The organism is Streptomyces sp. NRRL B-24484, from assembly GCF_000717715.1.
Lineage (GTDB): Bacteria > Actinomycetota > Actinomycetes > Streptomycetales > Streptomycetaceae > Kitasatospora.
Genome location: NZ_JOAI01000004.1, coordinates 52,147 through 67,205, shown reverse-complemented (window position 1 = coordinate 67,205; position 15,059 = coordinate 52,147). Strand labels below are relative to the sequence as shown.

General features: G+C 75.0%; 15 protein-coding genes. 6 read left to right on the top strand and 9 right to left on the bottom strand.

The annotated features are described in order from the left end of the window. Positions 1–124 precede the first annotated feature (124 nt). The 5 genes from IE98_RS0104855 to IE98_RS0104835 form a co-directional block, all read right to left on the bottom strand. Positions 125–1,471, bottom strand: coding sequence for a M1 family aminopeptidase (locus IE98_RS0104855; RefSeq protein WP_030264623.1), 1,347 nt, complete (start codon positions 1,469–1,471; stop codon positions 125–127). Positions 1,472–1,500: 29 nt separating this feature from the next. Continuing rightward, positions 1,501–5,367: a Pls/PosA family non-ribosomal peptide synthetase gene (locus IE98_RS0104850; RefSeq protein ID WP_052390134.1), complete on the bottom strand. Its 3,867-nt coding sequence runs from the start codon at positions 5,365–5,367 to the stop codon at positions 1,501–1,503. Between the two features lie 302 nt (positions 5,368–5,669). Then, positions 5,670–6,563, bottom strand: coding sequence for an alpha/beta fold hydrolase (locus IE98_RS0104845; RefSeq protein WP_234443407.1), 894 nt, complete (start codon positions 6,561–6,563; stop codon positions 5,670–5,672). Between the two features lie 55 nt (positions 6,564–6,618). Continuing rightward, positions 6,619–7,326: a TetR/AcrR family transcriptional regulator C-terminal domain-containing protein gene (locus IE98_RS48900; protein WP_052390133.1), complete on the bottom strand. Its 708-nt coding sequence runs from the start codon at positions 7,324–7,326 to the stop codon at positions 6,619–6,621. Then, a complete protein-coding gene (locus IE98_RS0104835; RefSeq protein WP_043173486.1) occupies positions 7,323–8,096 on the bottom strand; it encodes a class II aldolase/adducin family protein in 774 nt (257 codons plus the stop codon). The genes IE98_RS48900 and IE98_RS0104835 overlap by 4 nt, the downstream gene beginning before the upstream one ends. A 216-nt stretch (positions 8,097–8,312) precedes the next feature. Between IE98_RS0104835 and IE98_RS0104830 the strand changes: the two genes are divergently transcribed. Beyond that, complete coding sequence (locus IE98_RS0104830; protein ID WP_030264610.1) at positions 8,313–9,068, top strand: alpha/beta fold hydrolase; 756 nt, start codon at positions 8,313–8,315, stop codon at positions 9,066–9,068. Positions 9,069–9,155: 87 nt separating this feature from the next. Then, positions 9,156–9,476 carry a hypothetical protein gene (locus tag IE98_RS52200; RefSeq protein ID WP_030264608.1) on the top strand — a complete coding sequence of 107 codons (321 nt, stop codon included), beginning with the start codon at positions 9,156–9,158 and terminating at the stop codon, positions 9,474–9,476. Between the two features lie 69 nt (positions 9,477–9,545). On the opposite strand, the gene IE98_RS0104820 is transcribed toward IE98_RS52200, so the two are convergent. After that, positions 9,546–9,911 carry a DoxX family protein gene (locus IE98_RS0104820; RefSeq protein WP_030264604.1) on the bottom strand — a complete coding sequence of 122 codons (366 nt, stop codon included), beginning with the start codon at positions 9,909–9,911 and terminating at the stop codon, positions 9,546–9,548. Between the two features lie 106 nt (positions 9,912–10,017). Here IE98_RS0104820 and IE98_RS0104815 point away from each other — a divergent pair, with 106 nt between their 5' ends. Both IE98_RS0104815 and IE98_RS0104810 read left to right on the top strand, forming a co-directional pair. Next, positions 10,018–10,389 (top strand): winged helix-turn-helix transcriptional regulator, encoded by a 372-nt coding sequence (locus IE98_RS0104815; RefSeq protein ID WP_030264601.1) that lies wholly within the window; start codon positions 10,018–10,020, stop codon positions 10,387–10,389. Between the two features lie 34 nt (positions 10,390–10,423). Beyond that, positions 10,424–11,428 (top strand): aldo/keto reductase family protein, encoded by a 1,005-nt coding sequence (locus IE98_RS0104810; protein ID WP_030264598.1) that lies wholly within the window; start codon positions 10,424–10,426, stop codon positions 11,426–11,428. On the opposite strand, the gene IE98_RS0104805 is transcribed toward IE98_RS0104810, so the two are convergent. After that, positions 11,429–12,418, bottom strand: coding sequence for a hypothetical protein (locus IE98_RS0104805; RefSeq protein WP_052390131.1), 990 nt, complete (start codon positions 12,416–12,418; stop codon positions 11,429–11,431). A gap of 262 nt (positions 12,419–12,680) precedes the next feature. Between IE98_RS0104805 and IE98_RS0104795 the strand changes: the two genes are divergently transcribed. After that, a complete protein-coding gene (locus IE98_RS0104795) occupies positions 12,681–13,139 on the top strand; it encodes a carboxymuconolactone decarboxylase family protein (RefSeq protein WP_052390160.1) in 459 nt (152 codons plus the stop codon). A gap of 34 nt (positions 13,140–13,173) precedes the next feature. On the opposite strand, the gene IE98_RS0104790 is transcribed toward IE98_RS0104795, so the two are convergent. Both IE98_RS0104790 and soxR read right to left on the bottom strand, forming a co-directional pair. After that, positions 13,174–14,118 (bottom strand): hypothetical protein, encoded by a 945-nt coding sequence (locus tag IE98_RS0104790; protein WP_030264589.1) that lies wholly within the window; start codon positions 14,116–14,118, stop codon positions 13,174–13,176. A gap of 57 nt (positions 14,119–14,175) precedes the next feature. Beyond that, a complete protein-coding gene (gene soxR / locus IE98_RS0104785) occupies positions 14,176–14,640 on the bottom strand; it encodes a redox-sensitive transcriptional activator SoxR (protein ID WP_030264586.1) in 465 nt (154 codons plus the stop codon). Between the two features lie 95 nt (positions 14,641–14,735). Here soxR and fdxA point away from each other — a divergent pair, with 95 nt between their 5' ends. Continuing rightward, entirely contained in the window at positions 14,736–15,059 is a 324-nt protein-coding gene (fdxA, locus tag IE98_RS0104780) for a ferredoxin (protein ID WP_030264582.1), read from the top strand.

The window sequence follows — 15,059 nt, the reverse complement described above, 5'->3', positions numbered from 1 at the left end:
AGTTGGTGACGCACACGCTAGGAATCCCGCCTCACGGACTGCCGCCGGCCGTGTAACGGCCACCGCGCGGATCGGTAACAGACCCCGGCCGGGTGCCGCGGCCGGGCGGGCGCCCGGGTCGGGCCTACGGGACCGTCCGGGCGGCCAGCGGCAGCGGCGGGAGCCGGTGGCGGCCGATCCAGGCGTCGAGCAGGCCGTCCGCGGCGTGGCCGCCGTAGCGGGAGAGGTGCGCGGCGAAGTCGGCCGTGGTGACGACCGAGTGCCGGCGGGTGTTCGCCCAGTCGCGGACCATCCGGAAGAAGACCGGATCGCCGAGGGCGGTGCGCACCGCGTGCACGGTGAGGCCGCCGCGCTCGTACACCCGGTCGTCGAACATCAGGCTCTTGCCCGGGTCGCCGATCCGGATGTTCTGCGGCAGGGCCAGCAGCTTGCGGTACGCGGTCTCGGCCTTGCGCTGCGCGCTCGGGCCGCCGGAGTGCTCCGACCAGAGCCACTCGGCGTACTTGGCGAAGCCCTCGTTGAGCCAGATGTCCTGCCAGCGGCCGATCGTGACGCTGTTGCCGAACCACTGGTGGGCGAGCTCGTGCGCGACCAGGCGCTCGCTGCCGCGGGCGCCGTCGACGTGGTTGGTGCCGAAGGTCGCGAGGCCCTGCGCCTCGACCGGGACGTCCAGCTCCTCGTCGGCGACCACCACCGCGTACTCGGCGAACGGGTACGGGCCGAACAGCTCCTCGAAGAACTCCATCATCTGCGGCTGCCGCGCGAAGTCGTGCTCGAAGCGCTGCTGCAGCCGCGCCGGGACCCAGCCGGTCTGCGCCACGGTGCCCGGGCCCGGCCGCGCCAGCGGGACGCCGCGGTACGGGCCGACGGAGAGACCGACCAGGTAGCTGGCGGTGGGCGCCGGCTGGTCGTACACCCAGGTGGTGGCGGAGGCGCGGGTCGTCCGGGTGAGCAGCCGGCCGCCGGTGACCACGGTGTACGGCGAGGGGGTGGTGACCGAGACGTGGTAGCTCGCCTTGTCGGAGGGCCGGTCGTTGCACGGGTACCAGGACGGTGCGCCGACCGGCTGGCTGGCGACCAGCGCGCCGTCGGTGAGCTCCTCCCAGCCGAGACCGCCCCAGGGGCTGCGGACCGGCTTGGGGTTGCCCGACCAGTGCACCTCCACGGTGAAGGCGGCACCGGGCGCGGGTGCCTTGGCGGGCTTGATCCGCAGTTTGCCGCCGCGGTGGGTGTAGTGGGCCGGGCGCCCGTCGACGAGCACCCGGCCGATCCTGAACGCGGCGAGGTCGAGGGCGAACTCGCGCAGCGGGGCCCGGCCCGCTATGGCGGTGATCCGCGCCGTGCCGGCCAGCCGGTTGGGGCCCGGCCGGTAGTCCAGGGTGAGCTCGTACCGGTGGGTCCGGTACCGGTGGTCGCCGTTGTTCGGGAAGTACGGGTCGGCGGCAGCGGCCTCGGTCTGCTTGGGGCTCACCGGTCGGTTCTCTCCGTGCGCGGTCTCGGTCATGTGGTGCGGTGCCCGGGCTGCTGCCAGGCCTCGATCGGGTTGCCGAGCCAGCGGGTGTCGTCGGGGACGGACTCCGCACGCATCACCAGGGAGGCCGGGCCGAGCGTCGCCCGGGCACCGACCGTGCTGCCCGGCAGCACGATTCCGCCCGGGCCCAGGGTCGAGCCCTCGCGGAGCTCCACAGTATCGAGCCTCATGATCCGGTCGTGGAAGAGGTGGGTCTGCAGGACGCAGCCCCGGTTGACGCTGACCGCGTCGCCGAGGGCCACCAGGTCGGTCTCCGGCAGCCAGTAGCTCTCGCACCACACGCCGCGGCCGATCCGGGCACCGAGGGCCCGCAGCCACAGGTTGAGCAGCGGTGTGCCGAGCACCCGGCCGATCAGCCACGGCACGGCCAGCACCTCGACGAAGGTGTCGGCGAGCTCGTTGCGCCAGACGAAGCCGCTCCACAGCGGGTGCTCCGCCGCCCGGCAGCGGCCGACCAGCAGCCACTTCGCGGCGACGGAGACCGCGCAGGCCGCGGCCCCGGCGGCGAGCAGCAGCGGCCCGGCGAACAGCACCGCGCCGCCCGGCACCGCGGCGTCCAGGGCGCAGAGCGCGACCGCGGTCAGCACGGCCAGCGCGGCCGAGGCGAAGACCGGGACGAGCCGGCCGAGCTCGGTCAGACCACGCGCCCACAGCAGCCGGCTCGGCGGTTCGTAGGTGCGCGCGGCGTCCGCGGTGTCCGCCGAACGCGGCAGCTTCACCGGCGGCATGCCGAGGTAGGAACTGCCCCGCTTGGCCTTCTTCGGGGTGGCGGAGAGCACGCCCACCAGGCCCCGGTCCGGCACCGAACGGCCCGGCGCGGTCATCCCCGAGTTGCCGAGGAAGGCCTTGCGTCCCACCGCGGCCCGCCCGACCCGCAGCCAGCCGCCGCCCAGCTCGTACGGGGCGATCAGGGTGTCGTCCGCGAGGAAGGCGCCGTCGCCGACGGTGGTGAGGCTGGGCAGCGCCAGCACCGTGGAGACCTCGGCGCGGCGGCCGACCCGCATGCCGAGCAGCCGCAGCCACAGCGGGGTGATCAGGCCGGCGTACAGCGGGAAGAGCGTCTCCCGGGCGTGGTCCATCAGCTGGCTGACCGTCCACACCTGCCACCCCGTCCGCCCGTGCAGCGGGTGGTGGCCGGTGCGCAGCCCGAGGCTGAGCAGCCGGACGAGGACGAGCACCACGCCTGCGTACGCCAGCCCGTACACCAGCGTGGCGGGCACCACCGCGGCCAGGGCACCGCGCAGCCCGGTCGGCAGGTCGTCGCCCGGGTGGACGAACAGCCCGGCCGTGAGCAGCGCCGGGACGAGGCAGAGTGCGGGCAGCAGGGCCAGCGCGGAGCCGGTCAGACCGTAGACCGCGGTCCACCGGGCGGTGCGCGCGGGCCGCTGCTTGGGCCAGCCGCGCTCCGCCTTGCCGATCTTGACGGCAGGGGCGCCGCCCCAGCGCTGCCCGGTCGGGACGTGCCCGGCCACGCCGGAGCCGGGCGCCACCTCGGCGCGCTTGCCGACCCTGGAGCCGGGGAACAGCACCGAGCGCGTCCCGACCACCGCGCCCGCACCGACCCTCATCGCGCCGACCTCCAGCCGGTCGCCGTCCAGCCAGTACCCGGCGAGGTCGACCTCGTTCTCGATCGCGCAGCCCTTGCCGAGCCGCAGCAGGCCCGTCACCGGCGGCAGCGTGTGCAGGTCGACGTCCCCGCCGACCTGCGCACCCAGCGCCCGGGCGTAGCGCGTCAGCCACGCCCCGGAGAGCGAGGTGGCGCCGGCCGCCTCAGCCCACTGCTCCGCGGACCACAGCCGCAGGTGGACGCTGCCGCCGCGCGGGTACCGGCCCGGCCCGACGCCGCGCAGCAGCAGCCGGACGCCGCCCGCGGCGACGGCCAGCCGGCCGGGCGCGGAGAACAGCAGCACCGCGCCCGCCGCGACCGCCCACCAGGGCGCGGCGGGCACCCAGGCCCAGCCGCCGAGCACGTGCAGCACCGAGCCGAGCGCCAGCAGCGGGACGCTCCAGCGCAGCCCGGTCAGCGCCGACAGCGGCAGCAGCGCCAGCAGCTGCACGAGCCCGGCCCGCCACGGCGTCGGCTCGACCCGGCGGGACGTCGCCTCGGCCGGGGCGGCCCGTTCCAGCAGCCGGGCCAGCTTGCGCAGCGTCGGCTGCTGGTAGACGTCCAGCACCGACACCGCCGGACAGCGGGTGCGCAGCCGGGTGGTCAGCTGGGCGGCCGCCAGCGAGCCGCCGCCGATCGCGAAGAAGTCGTCGTCGGCACTGCGCACCGGCACGCCGAGGACCTCCGCCCACTGCTCGGCCAGCCACGCCTCCGTGCCGTACAGCTGCTCGCCCGGGCCGTCCTGCTCCAGGTCGGGCAGCGGCCAGGGCAGCGCGTTCCGGTCGACCTTGCCGGAGGTGCGGCACGGCAGGCCGTCGACGGTCGCGAGCAGTGGGACGAGCGCCGCGGGCAGCTCGGCGCGCAGCCGCTCGACCGCCGCGGCGCGGTCGAAGCCCTCCCGGACGACCAGGTAGCCGACCAGCAGCTGGTTGCCGCTGCGGGCGGCCCGCACGGCCGCGGCGGCACCGGCCACCCCCGGCAGCGCCTGCAGCGCCGCGTCGACCTCGCCCAGCTCGATCCGGCGGCCGCCCAGCTTCACCTGCTCGTCGCCGCGGCCGAGGAAGACCAGCCCCTCGGGGTCCGCGCGGACCAGGTCGCCGCTGCGGTAGGCGCGCGCCCAGCCCAGCGCCTCCAGCGGGGCGTACTTCTCCTCGTCCTTCACCGGGTCCAGGTACCGGGCCAGCCCGACACCGCCGATCACCAGCTGGCCGATGCCGCCCATCGGCACCGGCCGGCCCTCCTCGTCGACGACGGCGAGCTCCCAGCCGTCCAGCGGCAGTCCGATCCGCACCGGGCCCTCGCCCGTCAGCGGGCAGGCGCACGCCACCACGGTCGCCTCGGTCGGGCCGTAGGTGTTCCACACCTCGCGGCCCTCGGTGACCAGCCGCTCGGCCAGCTCCGGCGGGCAGGCCTCGCCACCGAAGATCAGCAGCCGGACCTCGTTCAGCGCCTCGGCGGGCCAGAGCGCGGCCAGCGTCGGCACGGTGGAGATCACCGTGATCTCCTGCTCGGCCAGCCACGGGCCGAGGTCCGCACCGCTGCGCACCTGCGCCCGGGGGACGGGCACCAGGCAGGCGCCGTACCGCCAGGCCAGCCACATCTCCTCGCACGAGGCGTCGAAGGCGACGGACAGCCCGGCCATCACCCGGTCGCCGGGCCCGATCGGCTCGCCCTGCAGGAAGAGCCGGGCCTCGGCGTCCACGAAGGCCGCGGCGCTGCGGTGGGAGACGGCGACGCCCTTGGGCCGACCGGTCGAACCGGAGGTGAAGATGATCCACGCGTCGTCCCCGGGGCCGGGGCTCGCGGCCTCGTTCCCGGACGGCTTGACCCGGCCGAGCGTCCGTTCCGGGCCCAGCACGGCGTTGACGTCGGCCTCGCCGAAGACCAGCTCGGCGCGCTCGTCCGGGTCGTCGGCGTCCACCGGCACGTAGGCCGCGCCGACCGCCAGCACGGCCAGGATCGACACGTACAGGTCGTTGGTGCCCGAGGGCACCCGGACGCCCACCCGGTCGCCGAGGCCGATGCCGGCCCGGGCCAGGTGCCGGCGGAGCTGCTCGACCTCGCCGAGCAGGTCGGCGTAGCCCAGCACCGTGCGGCCGTCGTCCAGCGCGGGCTCGTGCGGGTGCGCCGCGGCCGTCGCCCGCAGCACGTCCACCAGCGTGCGGGACGCTGCCGGCGGACGGCCGGGGAAGAGCGCGAGCGGTGTTTCGGGGTCGGTCGTCACAGTCATGCAGTCCCCTTCCCGGCTCCCGGGAGACCCATCGAAGGCGTCCAAAGCGCGACAACCCGGACAATCTACCGACCGGGGCATGCCGCCCCTGCCAAGCCAACCACCCGGCGCGCCGAGCCACCGCCCGGACCGTGCCGCCCGGGGCAACGGGCGACCGTCCTCGCGCTGCGCCTTCCCCCCTCGGGCGACCGGGAGCCCCGCCGCCCACGCGGCAGCCTGCCGGACCGGCCCGAGGCGTACAAGACCGCGTCGTCCGGCCGCCGGGGCCGCTTGGGGTGGACCCGTGACCGATCGAGGGCGCGCTAGTCGCGCAGGAAGGCGAGCAGGGCTGCGGACACCTCGGCCGGGTTCTCCACCTGCGGGTAGTGGCCGGTGGGGGGCGGGCCGGCGAGTTCGACCACGGTGGCGCGCGGGATCCGTTCGCGCACCCGGGCCAGCACGTGGGCGCCGCTGATCGGGTCGGCCGGGCCCCAGACGAACAGCATCGGCCCGGGGAACCCCTCCAGGGCGGTGCCCCAGCGGGCCGCGTGGCGGCGCCGCTCGTCGATGTAGCGCAGCAGCCGCGGGGCGAGCAGCCGCCCGTCCGCCCGGGCGATGCCGAGCCACATCTCGTGCAGCGCCGTGTCCGACACCGGGCGGGCCAGCACCCGCCGCATCGAGGCGGCGAACCGCCGCTCGGTCGTCGCCCGGGCCAGCAGCGGCCCGAGCGGGCCGTGCAGCAGCCGCTGGACGGGGACGGGCCGGTGCAGGTCGGCCCAGAGCCCGCCGTTCAGCCAGGCCGTGCGGGTGATCCGCGGGGCGTCCCGCGCCAGCAGCTCCTGCGCGACGCTGACCCCGTAGTCGTGCGCCACCAGCGCCGTCGCACCGATGCCCAGCTCCTGCCAGAGCGCCTGCACCAGGTCGGCCTGCTCCAGCAGCGAGTACGCGTGCCGTCGCGGCTTGTCGCTCTCGCCGAAGCCCAGCAGGTCGAGGGTGGTCACCCGGCAGCCGTCCGCGGCGAGCCGCGGCACCACGGCCGCCCAGTCGTGCGAGGAGGTCGGGAAGCCGTGCAGCAGCGTCACCGGCCGGCCGTCGGACGGACCGTCCTGGCGCACGAACAGGGTGTGCGCGCCGCGGGCGCCGCGGACGGACAGACGGCGTCCGCCCGCGCTCCACCCGGCCAGCGGCGGCAGCTCGGCGTCGGTCGGCGGGGTCACGGTGCCTCCTGGCGGGACTGCCGGTGGTCGGGCGGGCCGGTGGTCGGGCGTGCGGTCACGGCACCGGGCGGCGCAGGGCGACGCCGTCCAGCAGCGCGGTGAGCCCGAAGTCGAACTCCTGGTCGCTGTCGGGCGCGTTGAGCAGCTCGGCGTGGCGCCGGACGACCGGGTGGGTCGACTCCGGCAGGGCCGCGAACAGCTCGGCCATCGCGGCGCGCTCGGCCGCCGTCCGCGCGGCGCCACCCGCGTCCATCTGGGCGGCGCCGATCACGAAGTGCATCACCGTCAGGTAGACGTGCACGGCGGTGGCGGGCTCCCAGCCGGTCGCGATCAGCGAGCCGAGCGCGTGCTCGCGGGCGCGCAGCGCGTTCGGGCCGAGCAGCTGCCCGGCGACGAACAGCGGCGCCACCGCCGGGTGGCCGAGCAGGACGCGGCGGAACTCGTGGGCGCCCACCGCCAGGGCGGACCGCCACTCGGCCGTCGCCTCCGGCAGCCGGACCTCGGCGAGCACCTGGTCCACCAGCTCCACCAGGAGTTCCTCGCGGCTGGCGACGTGGCGGTACAGCGAGGTGTGCCGGGTGCCGAGCCGGTCGGCGAGGCGGCGCATCGTCAGGGCGTCCAGCCCCTCCTGGTCGGCGATCTCCAGCGCCGCGCCGGTGATCGCCGCCAGGCTCAGGCCGCCCGCCCGGGGCCGGCGGCGCGCCCGCTCGTCGTACCGCTGCCGCCACCAGGCGGCCGAGCCCGGCGCGGCCGGCCCGGTCACTCGAAGAGGTCCGGGTCGGAGCGGACGACGTCCTGCCACAGCGGCTGGAAGGAGAACCAGCCGGCCAGCGGGAAGCCGGTCTGCTCGCGGGTGTACCGCGCCGCCTCGGCGCTCATCACCCGGGGCGTCCCGGCGGCCTCGGCGAGCAGCTGGGCCTGGGCGCTGCGCTCCATGCTGATGAACCACCAGGCGGCCTCCTCGACGGACTCGCCGACCGTGAAGACGCCGTGGTTCTGGTGGATCGCGGCCCGGTGCGGGCCGAGGCCCGCCGCGAGCAGCGCACCCGCCTCCTCGTCGACGACGACCTCGCCGCCGCCCTCGGACACCACCACGTGGTTCTCGAACAGGGCGCAGGCGTCCTGGGTGATCGGGTCCAGCGGGCGGCCCAGGCTCGACCAGGCCTTGCCGTGCACGGCGTGCGCGTGGCAGGCGGCGACGACGTCCGGCCGGGCCGCGTGGATCGCGGAGTGGATCACGAACCCGGCCCGGTTGACCGGCCGGCGGCCGTGCCGGACCCGGCCCTCGTGGTCGACCAGGATCAGGTCGGACACCCGCACCTGACGGAACGACAGGCCGAACGGGTTGACCCAGAACATGTCCGGGAACTCCGGGTCGCGGACGGTGATGTGGCCCGCCACCCCCTCGGAGAAGCCGAGCCGCCCGAAGACCCGGCAGGCGCCGGCCAGGCGCTGCTTGCGGTGCTCGCGCTCCTCCTCGACGGTCGCGAACCGCGGTGGCAGGTCGAACTCGAGGCCCTCCTGCACCGGCATGAACGCGCTGATCGTCTCCGTCACGGTGTCCCCTCTCCCGGTCGGTGCCGCTTCGGCGCCCATCATGCGTCCACTGGACGCATTTCACAAGGGGTCGCGGGCTCGGTGCCTCCCAGCGCTCCGCGGGCGGGGATGGCGCGATCCGTGCTGGCGTGTCGCCGGGCGCCGGGTGGGATGATCGACCCGCCCGGCACCATCACGCAGAGGGAGCAGACGATGGCGATCAGTCACCGATCCGTCGGAACCGGCCCGCACAAGGTCCTCGTGCTGCACGACTGGTTCGGCACCAGCGCCGGCTGGGGCGAGTTCCCCGACCTGCTCGATCCGGACGCGTTCGGCTACGCCTTCCTCGACTACCGCGGCTACGGCGAACGGATCCACGTGGAGGGCGAGTTCACCCTCGCCGAGATCGCCGCCGACGCCCTCGCGCTCGCCGACCAGCTCGGCTGGGACACCTTCTCGCTGGTCGGGCACTCGATGGGCGCCAAGGCCGCGCAGCGGATCCTCGCCGAGGCGCCGACCCGGGTGCGCAGGCTGGCCGGCGTGGCCCCCGTCCCGGCGAGCGCCTACCCGCTGGAGGGCGAGGCCCACGACCTCTTCCACGGCGCGGTGCAGTATCCGGCCAACCGCAGGGCGATCCTCGACCTCGTCACCGGCAACCGCGCCTGCGGCCGCTGGCTCGACCGGATGACTGCCCGCTCCGTCGTGGGCTCCCGCCCGGAGGCCTTCGCCGGCTACCTGGCGGACTGGACGACGCAGGACTTCGCCGCCAAGGTCGCGGGCAGCACGCTGCCGGTCGGCGTGTTCGTCGGCGAGCACGACCCGGCGCTCTCCGCCGAGTTGATGCGGCACACCTGGCTGGAGCACTACCCGAACGCCGGACTGACCGTCCTCGCCAACTCCGGGCACTACCCGATGCACGAGGTCCCGGTGGCCTTCGCGACCGTGCTGGAGGCCTTCCTGCGGGCCTGACCCGGCGACCCGGCGGATTGTCAGTACCCCCGCCTACCATGGGATTCATCAGCGAGCGCCCCCAACCACCGCACCAGGAGGTCGTCGATGTCCGCTGCCCAGGCACTCGTCCCGTCCGTCCGCCGCACGCAGTCCGTCCACCGCACGCCGTCCGCCCGGCGGCCGCGTCCCGTCCACCGTCCCGGCCCGCCCGCCGTCCGGCCGCTGCCGGCGGGCATGCCCCGTGAGTGGTACATCGACCACAACCGCCGGCTGAAGGCCATGCGCCTCGCGGTCGTCCTGCTCGACTCCGGGGTGTACCTGCCCCAGCAGGCGACCAACCGCCGGATCCGGTCGATGGCCGTCCGCCTCGGCATCCACCGCCCGTCCGCGATCACCTGCCGCGCGGTCCGGGCCCTGCTCGCCTGACCGGCCCGCCGCCCCGGGCGGGTGCCCGCGCACCCGCCCGGGGCGGCGACCGCACAGCGGACCGCTGCTTCAGACCAGCGCCGTGCCCAGCCAGCCGGCGACCAGCGCCAGCACCAGCAGCACGAGGTTCAGCCCGATCTCCCGCACCTCGCCCCGGGACAGGTGCAGCGCCGAACCGCCGACCTGCAGCAGCGCCAGGCCCACCGCGGCCGCCACGGCCAGCCCCACGGCGATCCCCGTCAGCGGCGGCAGCAGCAGGCCGAGCGCGCCCAGCACCTCCAGCGCCCCGAGCGACCGGACCAGCGGCAGCGGCACGGCGTCCACCCAGCCCATCATCGGGCGCAGCACGTCCCGGTCCTGCAGCAGCTTCTTGCCGCCCGAGTAGAGGTAGAACAGTGCGAGGAGCGCAGCGACGAACCAGTACGCGACATGCACGAGAAGCCCCCTGGGAGCAGTGACCTGCGGTGAGGCGCCCATCATGGGACACGGCCGGAGGGCCTGCAAAAGGCACACGGATGTGCGTGAGACCCGGGGAGCAGCCATGACGCAGTACGAGCACACCTGCATGATCCGCGGCGACGGCGGCAGCACCGTCCGCGCCGTCCTCGACCGGATCTGCGACAAGTGGACGCTGCTCGTCGTCGCCACCCTCGACGAGGGGCGGCTGCGCTTCGGCGATCTGCACCGGCACATCCCCGGCATCTCGCAGCGGATGCTCACCCTCACCCTGCGCAACCTCCAACGCGACGGCCTCGTCTCGCGCACCGCCTACGCCGAGGTCCCGCCGCGCGTCGAGTACGCGCTCACCGACCTGGGCCGGAGCCTCATCCCGCCCGCGCTGGCGCTCGCCGGCTGGGCCGTCGAGCACAACGCCCGGATCCAGGCCAGCAGGGCCGCCTACGACGGGGGATGATCGGACGGACACCCGTTCGGAGAGGACCACCGGCATGGAGTTCCGTCACCTGGGCCGCAGCGGCCTGGTCATCAGCGAGATCGCCTACGGCAACTGGCTCACCCACGGCTCCCAGGTCGAGGAGGACACCGCCGCGGCCTGCATCCGCGCCGCCCTCGACGCCGGCATCACCACCTTCGACACCGCCGACGTGTACGCCGCCACCCGCGCCGAATCGGTGCTCGGCCGTGTGCTGAAGGGCCAGCGCCGCGAAGGGCTGGAGATCCTCACCAAGGTGTTCTGGCCCACCGGCCCCGGCCGCAACGACCGCGGCCTCGGCCGCAAGCACGTCATGGAGGCGATCGACGGCTCGCTGCGCCGCCTCCAGACCGACTACGTGGACGTCTACCAGGCGCACCGCTACGACCCCTCGACCCCGCTGGAGGAGACCATGGAGGCCTTCGCCGACGTGGTCCGCGCCGGCAAGGCGCTCTACATCGGCGTCTCCGAGTGGACGGCCGACCAGATCCGCGCCGGCCACGCCCTCGCCCGCGAACTGCGGGTGCCGTTCGTCTCCAGCCAGCCGCAGTACAGCGCCCTCTGGCGGGTCATCGAGGCCGAGGTCGTCCCCACCTGCGAGGAACTCGGCATCGGCCAGGTCGTCTGGTCCCCGATCGCGCAGGGCGTGCTCACCGGCAAGTACCTGCCCGGCGCCGAACCGCCCGCAGGCTCCCGGGCCACGGACGAGCGGGGCGGCGCCGAGTACGTCGCCCGGTGGCTGCGCGCCGATGTCCTCGAACGCGTCCAGCTGCTGCGCCCGCTGGCCGAGCAGGCCGGCCTCAGCATGGCCGGGCTGGCCGTGGCCTGGGTGCTGCAGAACCGGAACGTCTCCGCCGCGATCATCGGCGCCTCCCGCCCCGAACAGGTCGTGGAGAACGCCGGGGCGGCCGGCGTCCGGCTGGACGCCGACCTGCTCAAGGCGATGGACGACGTCCTCGCCCCGGTCGCCGAGACCGACCCGGCCCGGACGGCCCAGAACGCCCCGAAGGAGCGCCCGTAGCTACCGGAACGGCAGGCGGTTGGTGGCGCTCAGCACGTCCCCCGGGACGGGCGAGCCGGCGGCCCGCCGCAGCGCACCGACCGCCGGGTCGGAGACGGAGACCGTGAGCGTGTACCGCGGCTGGCCGGTGATGGTGTTCGAGCCGTCCACCGGCGGGGCGAGCCCCCGGGAGACCGTGATCGCGTCGACCCCGGGGCAGAGCGCCGCGGTCGGGAGCACCACCTCGGCGCTGCCGCCGGTGCGGAGGTCCACCGGCTTCACCCCGTCGCCGTCGTCCTGCGGGGAGTCCTCGTCGTCCGTGAGCGGCAGGCCGTAGGCGCCGCCCACCAGCCCGTCCGGGCCCTCGATCTCGACCGCGGCGGTCAGCGGGCCCGCCCCCGGCAGCAGGCCCGCGGACCCGTTCCCGCCGACCTGCGCGAGCGCCAGCCCGGCGGTGAAACCGCCGGGGTCGGCGCCGGACCGGCTGAAGAAGCCGTACGAGGCCAGGACGAGCTGCGGGCCCGGCGGCGGGTTCTGCGTACCCGCGGCCCGGTCGGCCTGCGGAGGCACCGCGTAGTGGTGGAAGCCCTTCCTGCCGCACTTGCTGCCGACGGACGTCCCGCCGCCCGGCAGCGCGGTGTCCCGCGCCGCGGTGACCACCGGCGGTGCGGAGGCCCGGCCGGTGTCCGCGAGCAGGCCGCCCGGCCAGAGCACGACGGCGGTGACCGCGCCGGCGGCGGCCAGGACGGCGAGCGCCACGGTGCGGGCCCGGCCGCCGCGGCGCGGCCGCCGAACGGCGCCCGGGGACGCCGGGGACCAGCGGCGGCCACCCGGGTCGACCGGCGGCTCGACCTGCCACCGCGCCGTCAGTTCCCTGGTCCGCGCCGTCGGTTCCTTCACGGTGGCGGCGCGGACGAACTGCTCGTCCAGCACCAGTCCGTCGAACGGGTCCGGGGCGCCGGGCTCCGGCTCCTCGGACGGGCGCGGCTGGGGGTCGTCGGCTATCGGCACCGCGCCAGTATGCCCACGCCCACCGACACCGCGGCCGCCGGGTCCCGTTCGACGGTCCGCCACCGTTGCACCTTCCACCGCTCCACCGGGCGCGGTCCGGAGGACTTGTTCCGGCGGAGCCGTCACATCCGCCGGCCGGCATCCGTCAGTGCAGTGCAAGCACATCGGAACCCGCCGGGAGGAACCCGCCGTGAACACCAGCACCACCAGCAGCACCGCCGCCGCCGAGGCCGTCGCCGAGACCGCTGCCCTCGGTTCGCGGATGTCCGACCCCGCGGAGCTCGTCCCGGAGCTGAAGGAGCTGGGCGGCTGGCTCTACCGCGCCACCGGCAACCGCTCCGTCCCGCGGACCACCATCGGACTCGTCCAGCTGCGCGCCGGACAGCTCGTCGGCAGCACCTACCTGGTCCTGATGCACACCGGGATGCTGCGCAAGGCGGGGGAGGGCGAGGAGCGTATCGCGGCCGTCGCCACCTGGCGCGACGCCCCGTACTTCAGCGCCGCGGAGCGGGCCGCACTGGCCCTGGTCGAGGCCGTGCTCACCCCCAACCCGGCCGGTGAGCGCGTTCCGGACGAGCTCTACGCCGAGGCCGCCCGGCACTACGAGCCGAAGGCGCTCACCACGCTCACCCTGGCGATCGGCCAGGTGAACTTCTTCGTCCCGCTCGCCCTGATCGGCAAGCCCGTCCCCGGCGTCGCCCCCTCCGAGCAGTGGACCTGACGGCCCGTCCGACCGGTACGCCGTTGGAGATGTGCTAGGAGTCGGTCCGGCGGACGGGGTGGCCCGAGGGGTCGGTGGTGAGCCAGGTTCCGTCGCCGAGGGGTGTGAAGTCGTACGGGTTCTCCGAGCGGGCGTCGAAGGGCGCCAGGACCCGGCCGGCGTGCGCGTCGACGCGGTAGCGGCGGAACCACTCCTCCTCGTCCTCGGTCTCGCCGATGAGTGTGACGACCAGGGTGTCGGGGGTCAGGTAGCCGCCGCTCCACTCCACGCACACCTCCTCCGGGTCGTGGCCGAAGGCGTCGACGGTGAGGGTGAATCCGACGTCGCCGCCCGGGTAGCCGTGGACGGCGACGTCGGCCTGCTCGTGGTCGACGGTCATGAAGTGGCGGCCGTCGGGCGACAGGTCCATGAGGCACCGGTCGGTCCAGGGGTAGCCGAAGAGCTCCATCCGGCCGTCGGCCACCGATGCGCGGTGGATCACCGTGCCGTCCTGCCCCTCGCCCACGTCGAGGAGCATCCGCCCGTCCGCCGGGTGCAGGAGGTGCGAACCGCCGTGCCCCACGGTCTGCAGGTCCGCCCGGGCGACGGTCGCACCCGTCCCGGCGTCCACGGCGACCCACTGGTCCGGTCGGTTGCGGCCCGCCATGGCGTCGGGACGGTAGACCCAGAGCAGTCCTCCGTCCGACGACAGCGCGCAGCCGGGCCGGTGTCCGAACCGCTCCTCGGACCGCGGCGCGAACTCCGACCGCCAGAGCTCGGCCCCCTCGGCCGTCACGCAGACGACCGCGTCGAGGGTCGCGTAGTAGGCCCGGCGGAGGTCGGCGGAGACGGCGTGGGAGACGGCCTCGTCCTCGTCGTGCGGCCGGAACACCGCGGCGGGCGTCAGGACGCCCATGGCACCGGCGGTCAGGTCGTAGGCGCAGACGGCGCCGTCCACGAGGCGCGTGACGATCCGGCGGGGGTGTGCGGGGTGAACCATGCCGAGGAGCGTAGCCCGGTGCCGGGGCCCGGAAACGGGGGCCGGCACCGGAGGTGCTCACAGGCGCCGCGGGCCGGTGCCGTCCTCGGCGAGCGCGTCGCCGGGGTTCAGCAGGGCGCAGGCCTTCATCGAGAGGCAGCCGCAGCCGATGCATCCGGTGAGTTCGGCTTCCAGCCGTTCGATGGTCCGGCGGCGCTCCTCCAGGCGGCGTTTCCAGCCGCGTGAGGCGCGCTGCCACTCGTCGTGGCTCGGCGGCCGGTCGAGCGGCACGTCGGCGAAGGCCTCCCGGAGGTCCTGCAGCGGGATGCCGATCCGCTTCGCCACCGAGATCAGGGCGACCCGGCGCAGCATGTGCCGGGGGTAGCGGCGCTGGTTCCGCTCGTCGCGCTCGGACGCGATCAGGCCGAGCTCCTCGTAGAACCGCAGGGCGGACACCGCCGCACCGGTCCGCGCGCTGACCTCGCCGATGGCCAGCCAGTCGTCCGGGGTGGCCCGGGTGCCACCGGGCTGTCGGTTCGTCATGCACCGCCTCCTGTTGACCTCAAGATTACTTGAGGTCCTACGGTCGGCCGTGCCAGAGCGGCGAGCAGCACCGAACCCGAGAGGACGGCAGCCCGATGACCTTCGTGATCGCCCTGCCCTGCGTGGACGTCAAGGACAAGGCGTGCCTGGACGACTGCCCCGTCGACTGCATCTATGAGGGGGAGCGGATGCTCTACGTCCACCCCGACGAGTGCATCGACTGCGGCGCCTGCGAGCCGGTCTGCCCGGTCGAGGCGATCTACTTCGAGGACGACCTCCCGGCGGAGTGGCAGCCGTTCACCACGGCGAACGCCGAGTTCTTCGCCGACCTCGGTTCCCCCGGCGGCAGCGCGAAGCTCGGCCTGATCGAGAAGGACCACCCGACGGTGGCCGCGCTGCCGGTCCAGGACGCCGTCTGA

Bases quoted from the DNA above. Each gene is read 5' to 3' on its own strand.
- soxR (WP_030264586.1), bottom strand. From the start codon at position 14,640: ATGACGAACCGACAGCCCGGTGGCACCCGGGCCACCCCGGACGACTGG.
- IE98_RS0104850 (WP_052390134.1), bottom strand. From the start codon at position 5,367: ATGACTGTGACGACCGACCCCGAAACACCGCTCGCGCTCTTCCCCGGC.
- fdxA (WP_030264582.1), top strand. From the start codon at position 14,736: ATGACCTTCGTGATCGCCCTGCCCTGCGTGGACGTCAAGGACAAGGCG.
- IE98_RS0104830 (WP_030264610.1), top strand. From the start codon at position 8,313: ATGGCGATCAGTCACCGATCCGTCGGAACCGGCCCGCACAAGGTCCTC.
- IE98_RS0104835 (WP_043173486.1), bottom strand. From the start codon at position 8,096: ATGCCGGTGCAGGAGGGCCTCGAGTTCGACCTGCCACCGCGGTTCGCG.
- IE98_RS52200 (WP_030264608.1), top strand. From the start codon at position 9,156: ATGTCCGCTGCCCAGGCACTCGTCCCGTCCGTCCGCCGCACGCAGTCC.
- IE98_RS0104790 (WP_030264589.1), bottom strand. From the start codon at position 14,118: ATGGTTCACCCCGCACACCCCCGCCGGATCGTCACGCGCCTCGTGGAC.
- IE98_RS0104795 (WP_052390160.1), top strand. From the start codon at position 12,681: ATGTCCGACCCCGCGGAGCTCGTCCCGGAGCTGAAGGAGCTGGGCGGC.
- IE98_RS0104815 (WP_030264601.1), top strand. From the start codon at position 10,018: ATGACGCAGTACGAGCACACCTGCATGATCCGCGGCGACGGCGGCAGC.
- IE98_RS0104810 (WP_030264598.1), top strand. From the start codon at position 10,424: ATGGAGTTCCGTCACCTGGGCCGCAGCGGCCTGGTCATCAGCGAGATC.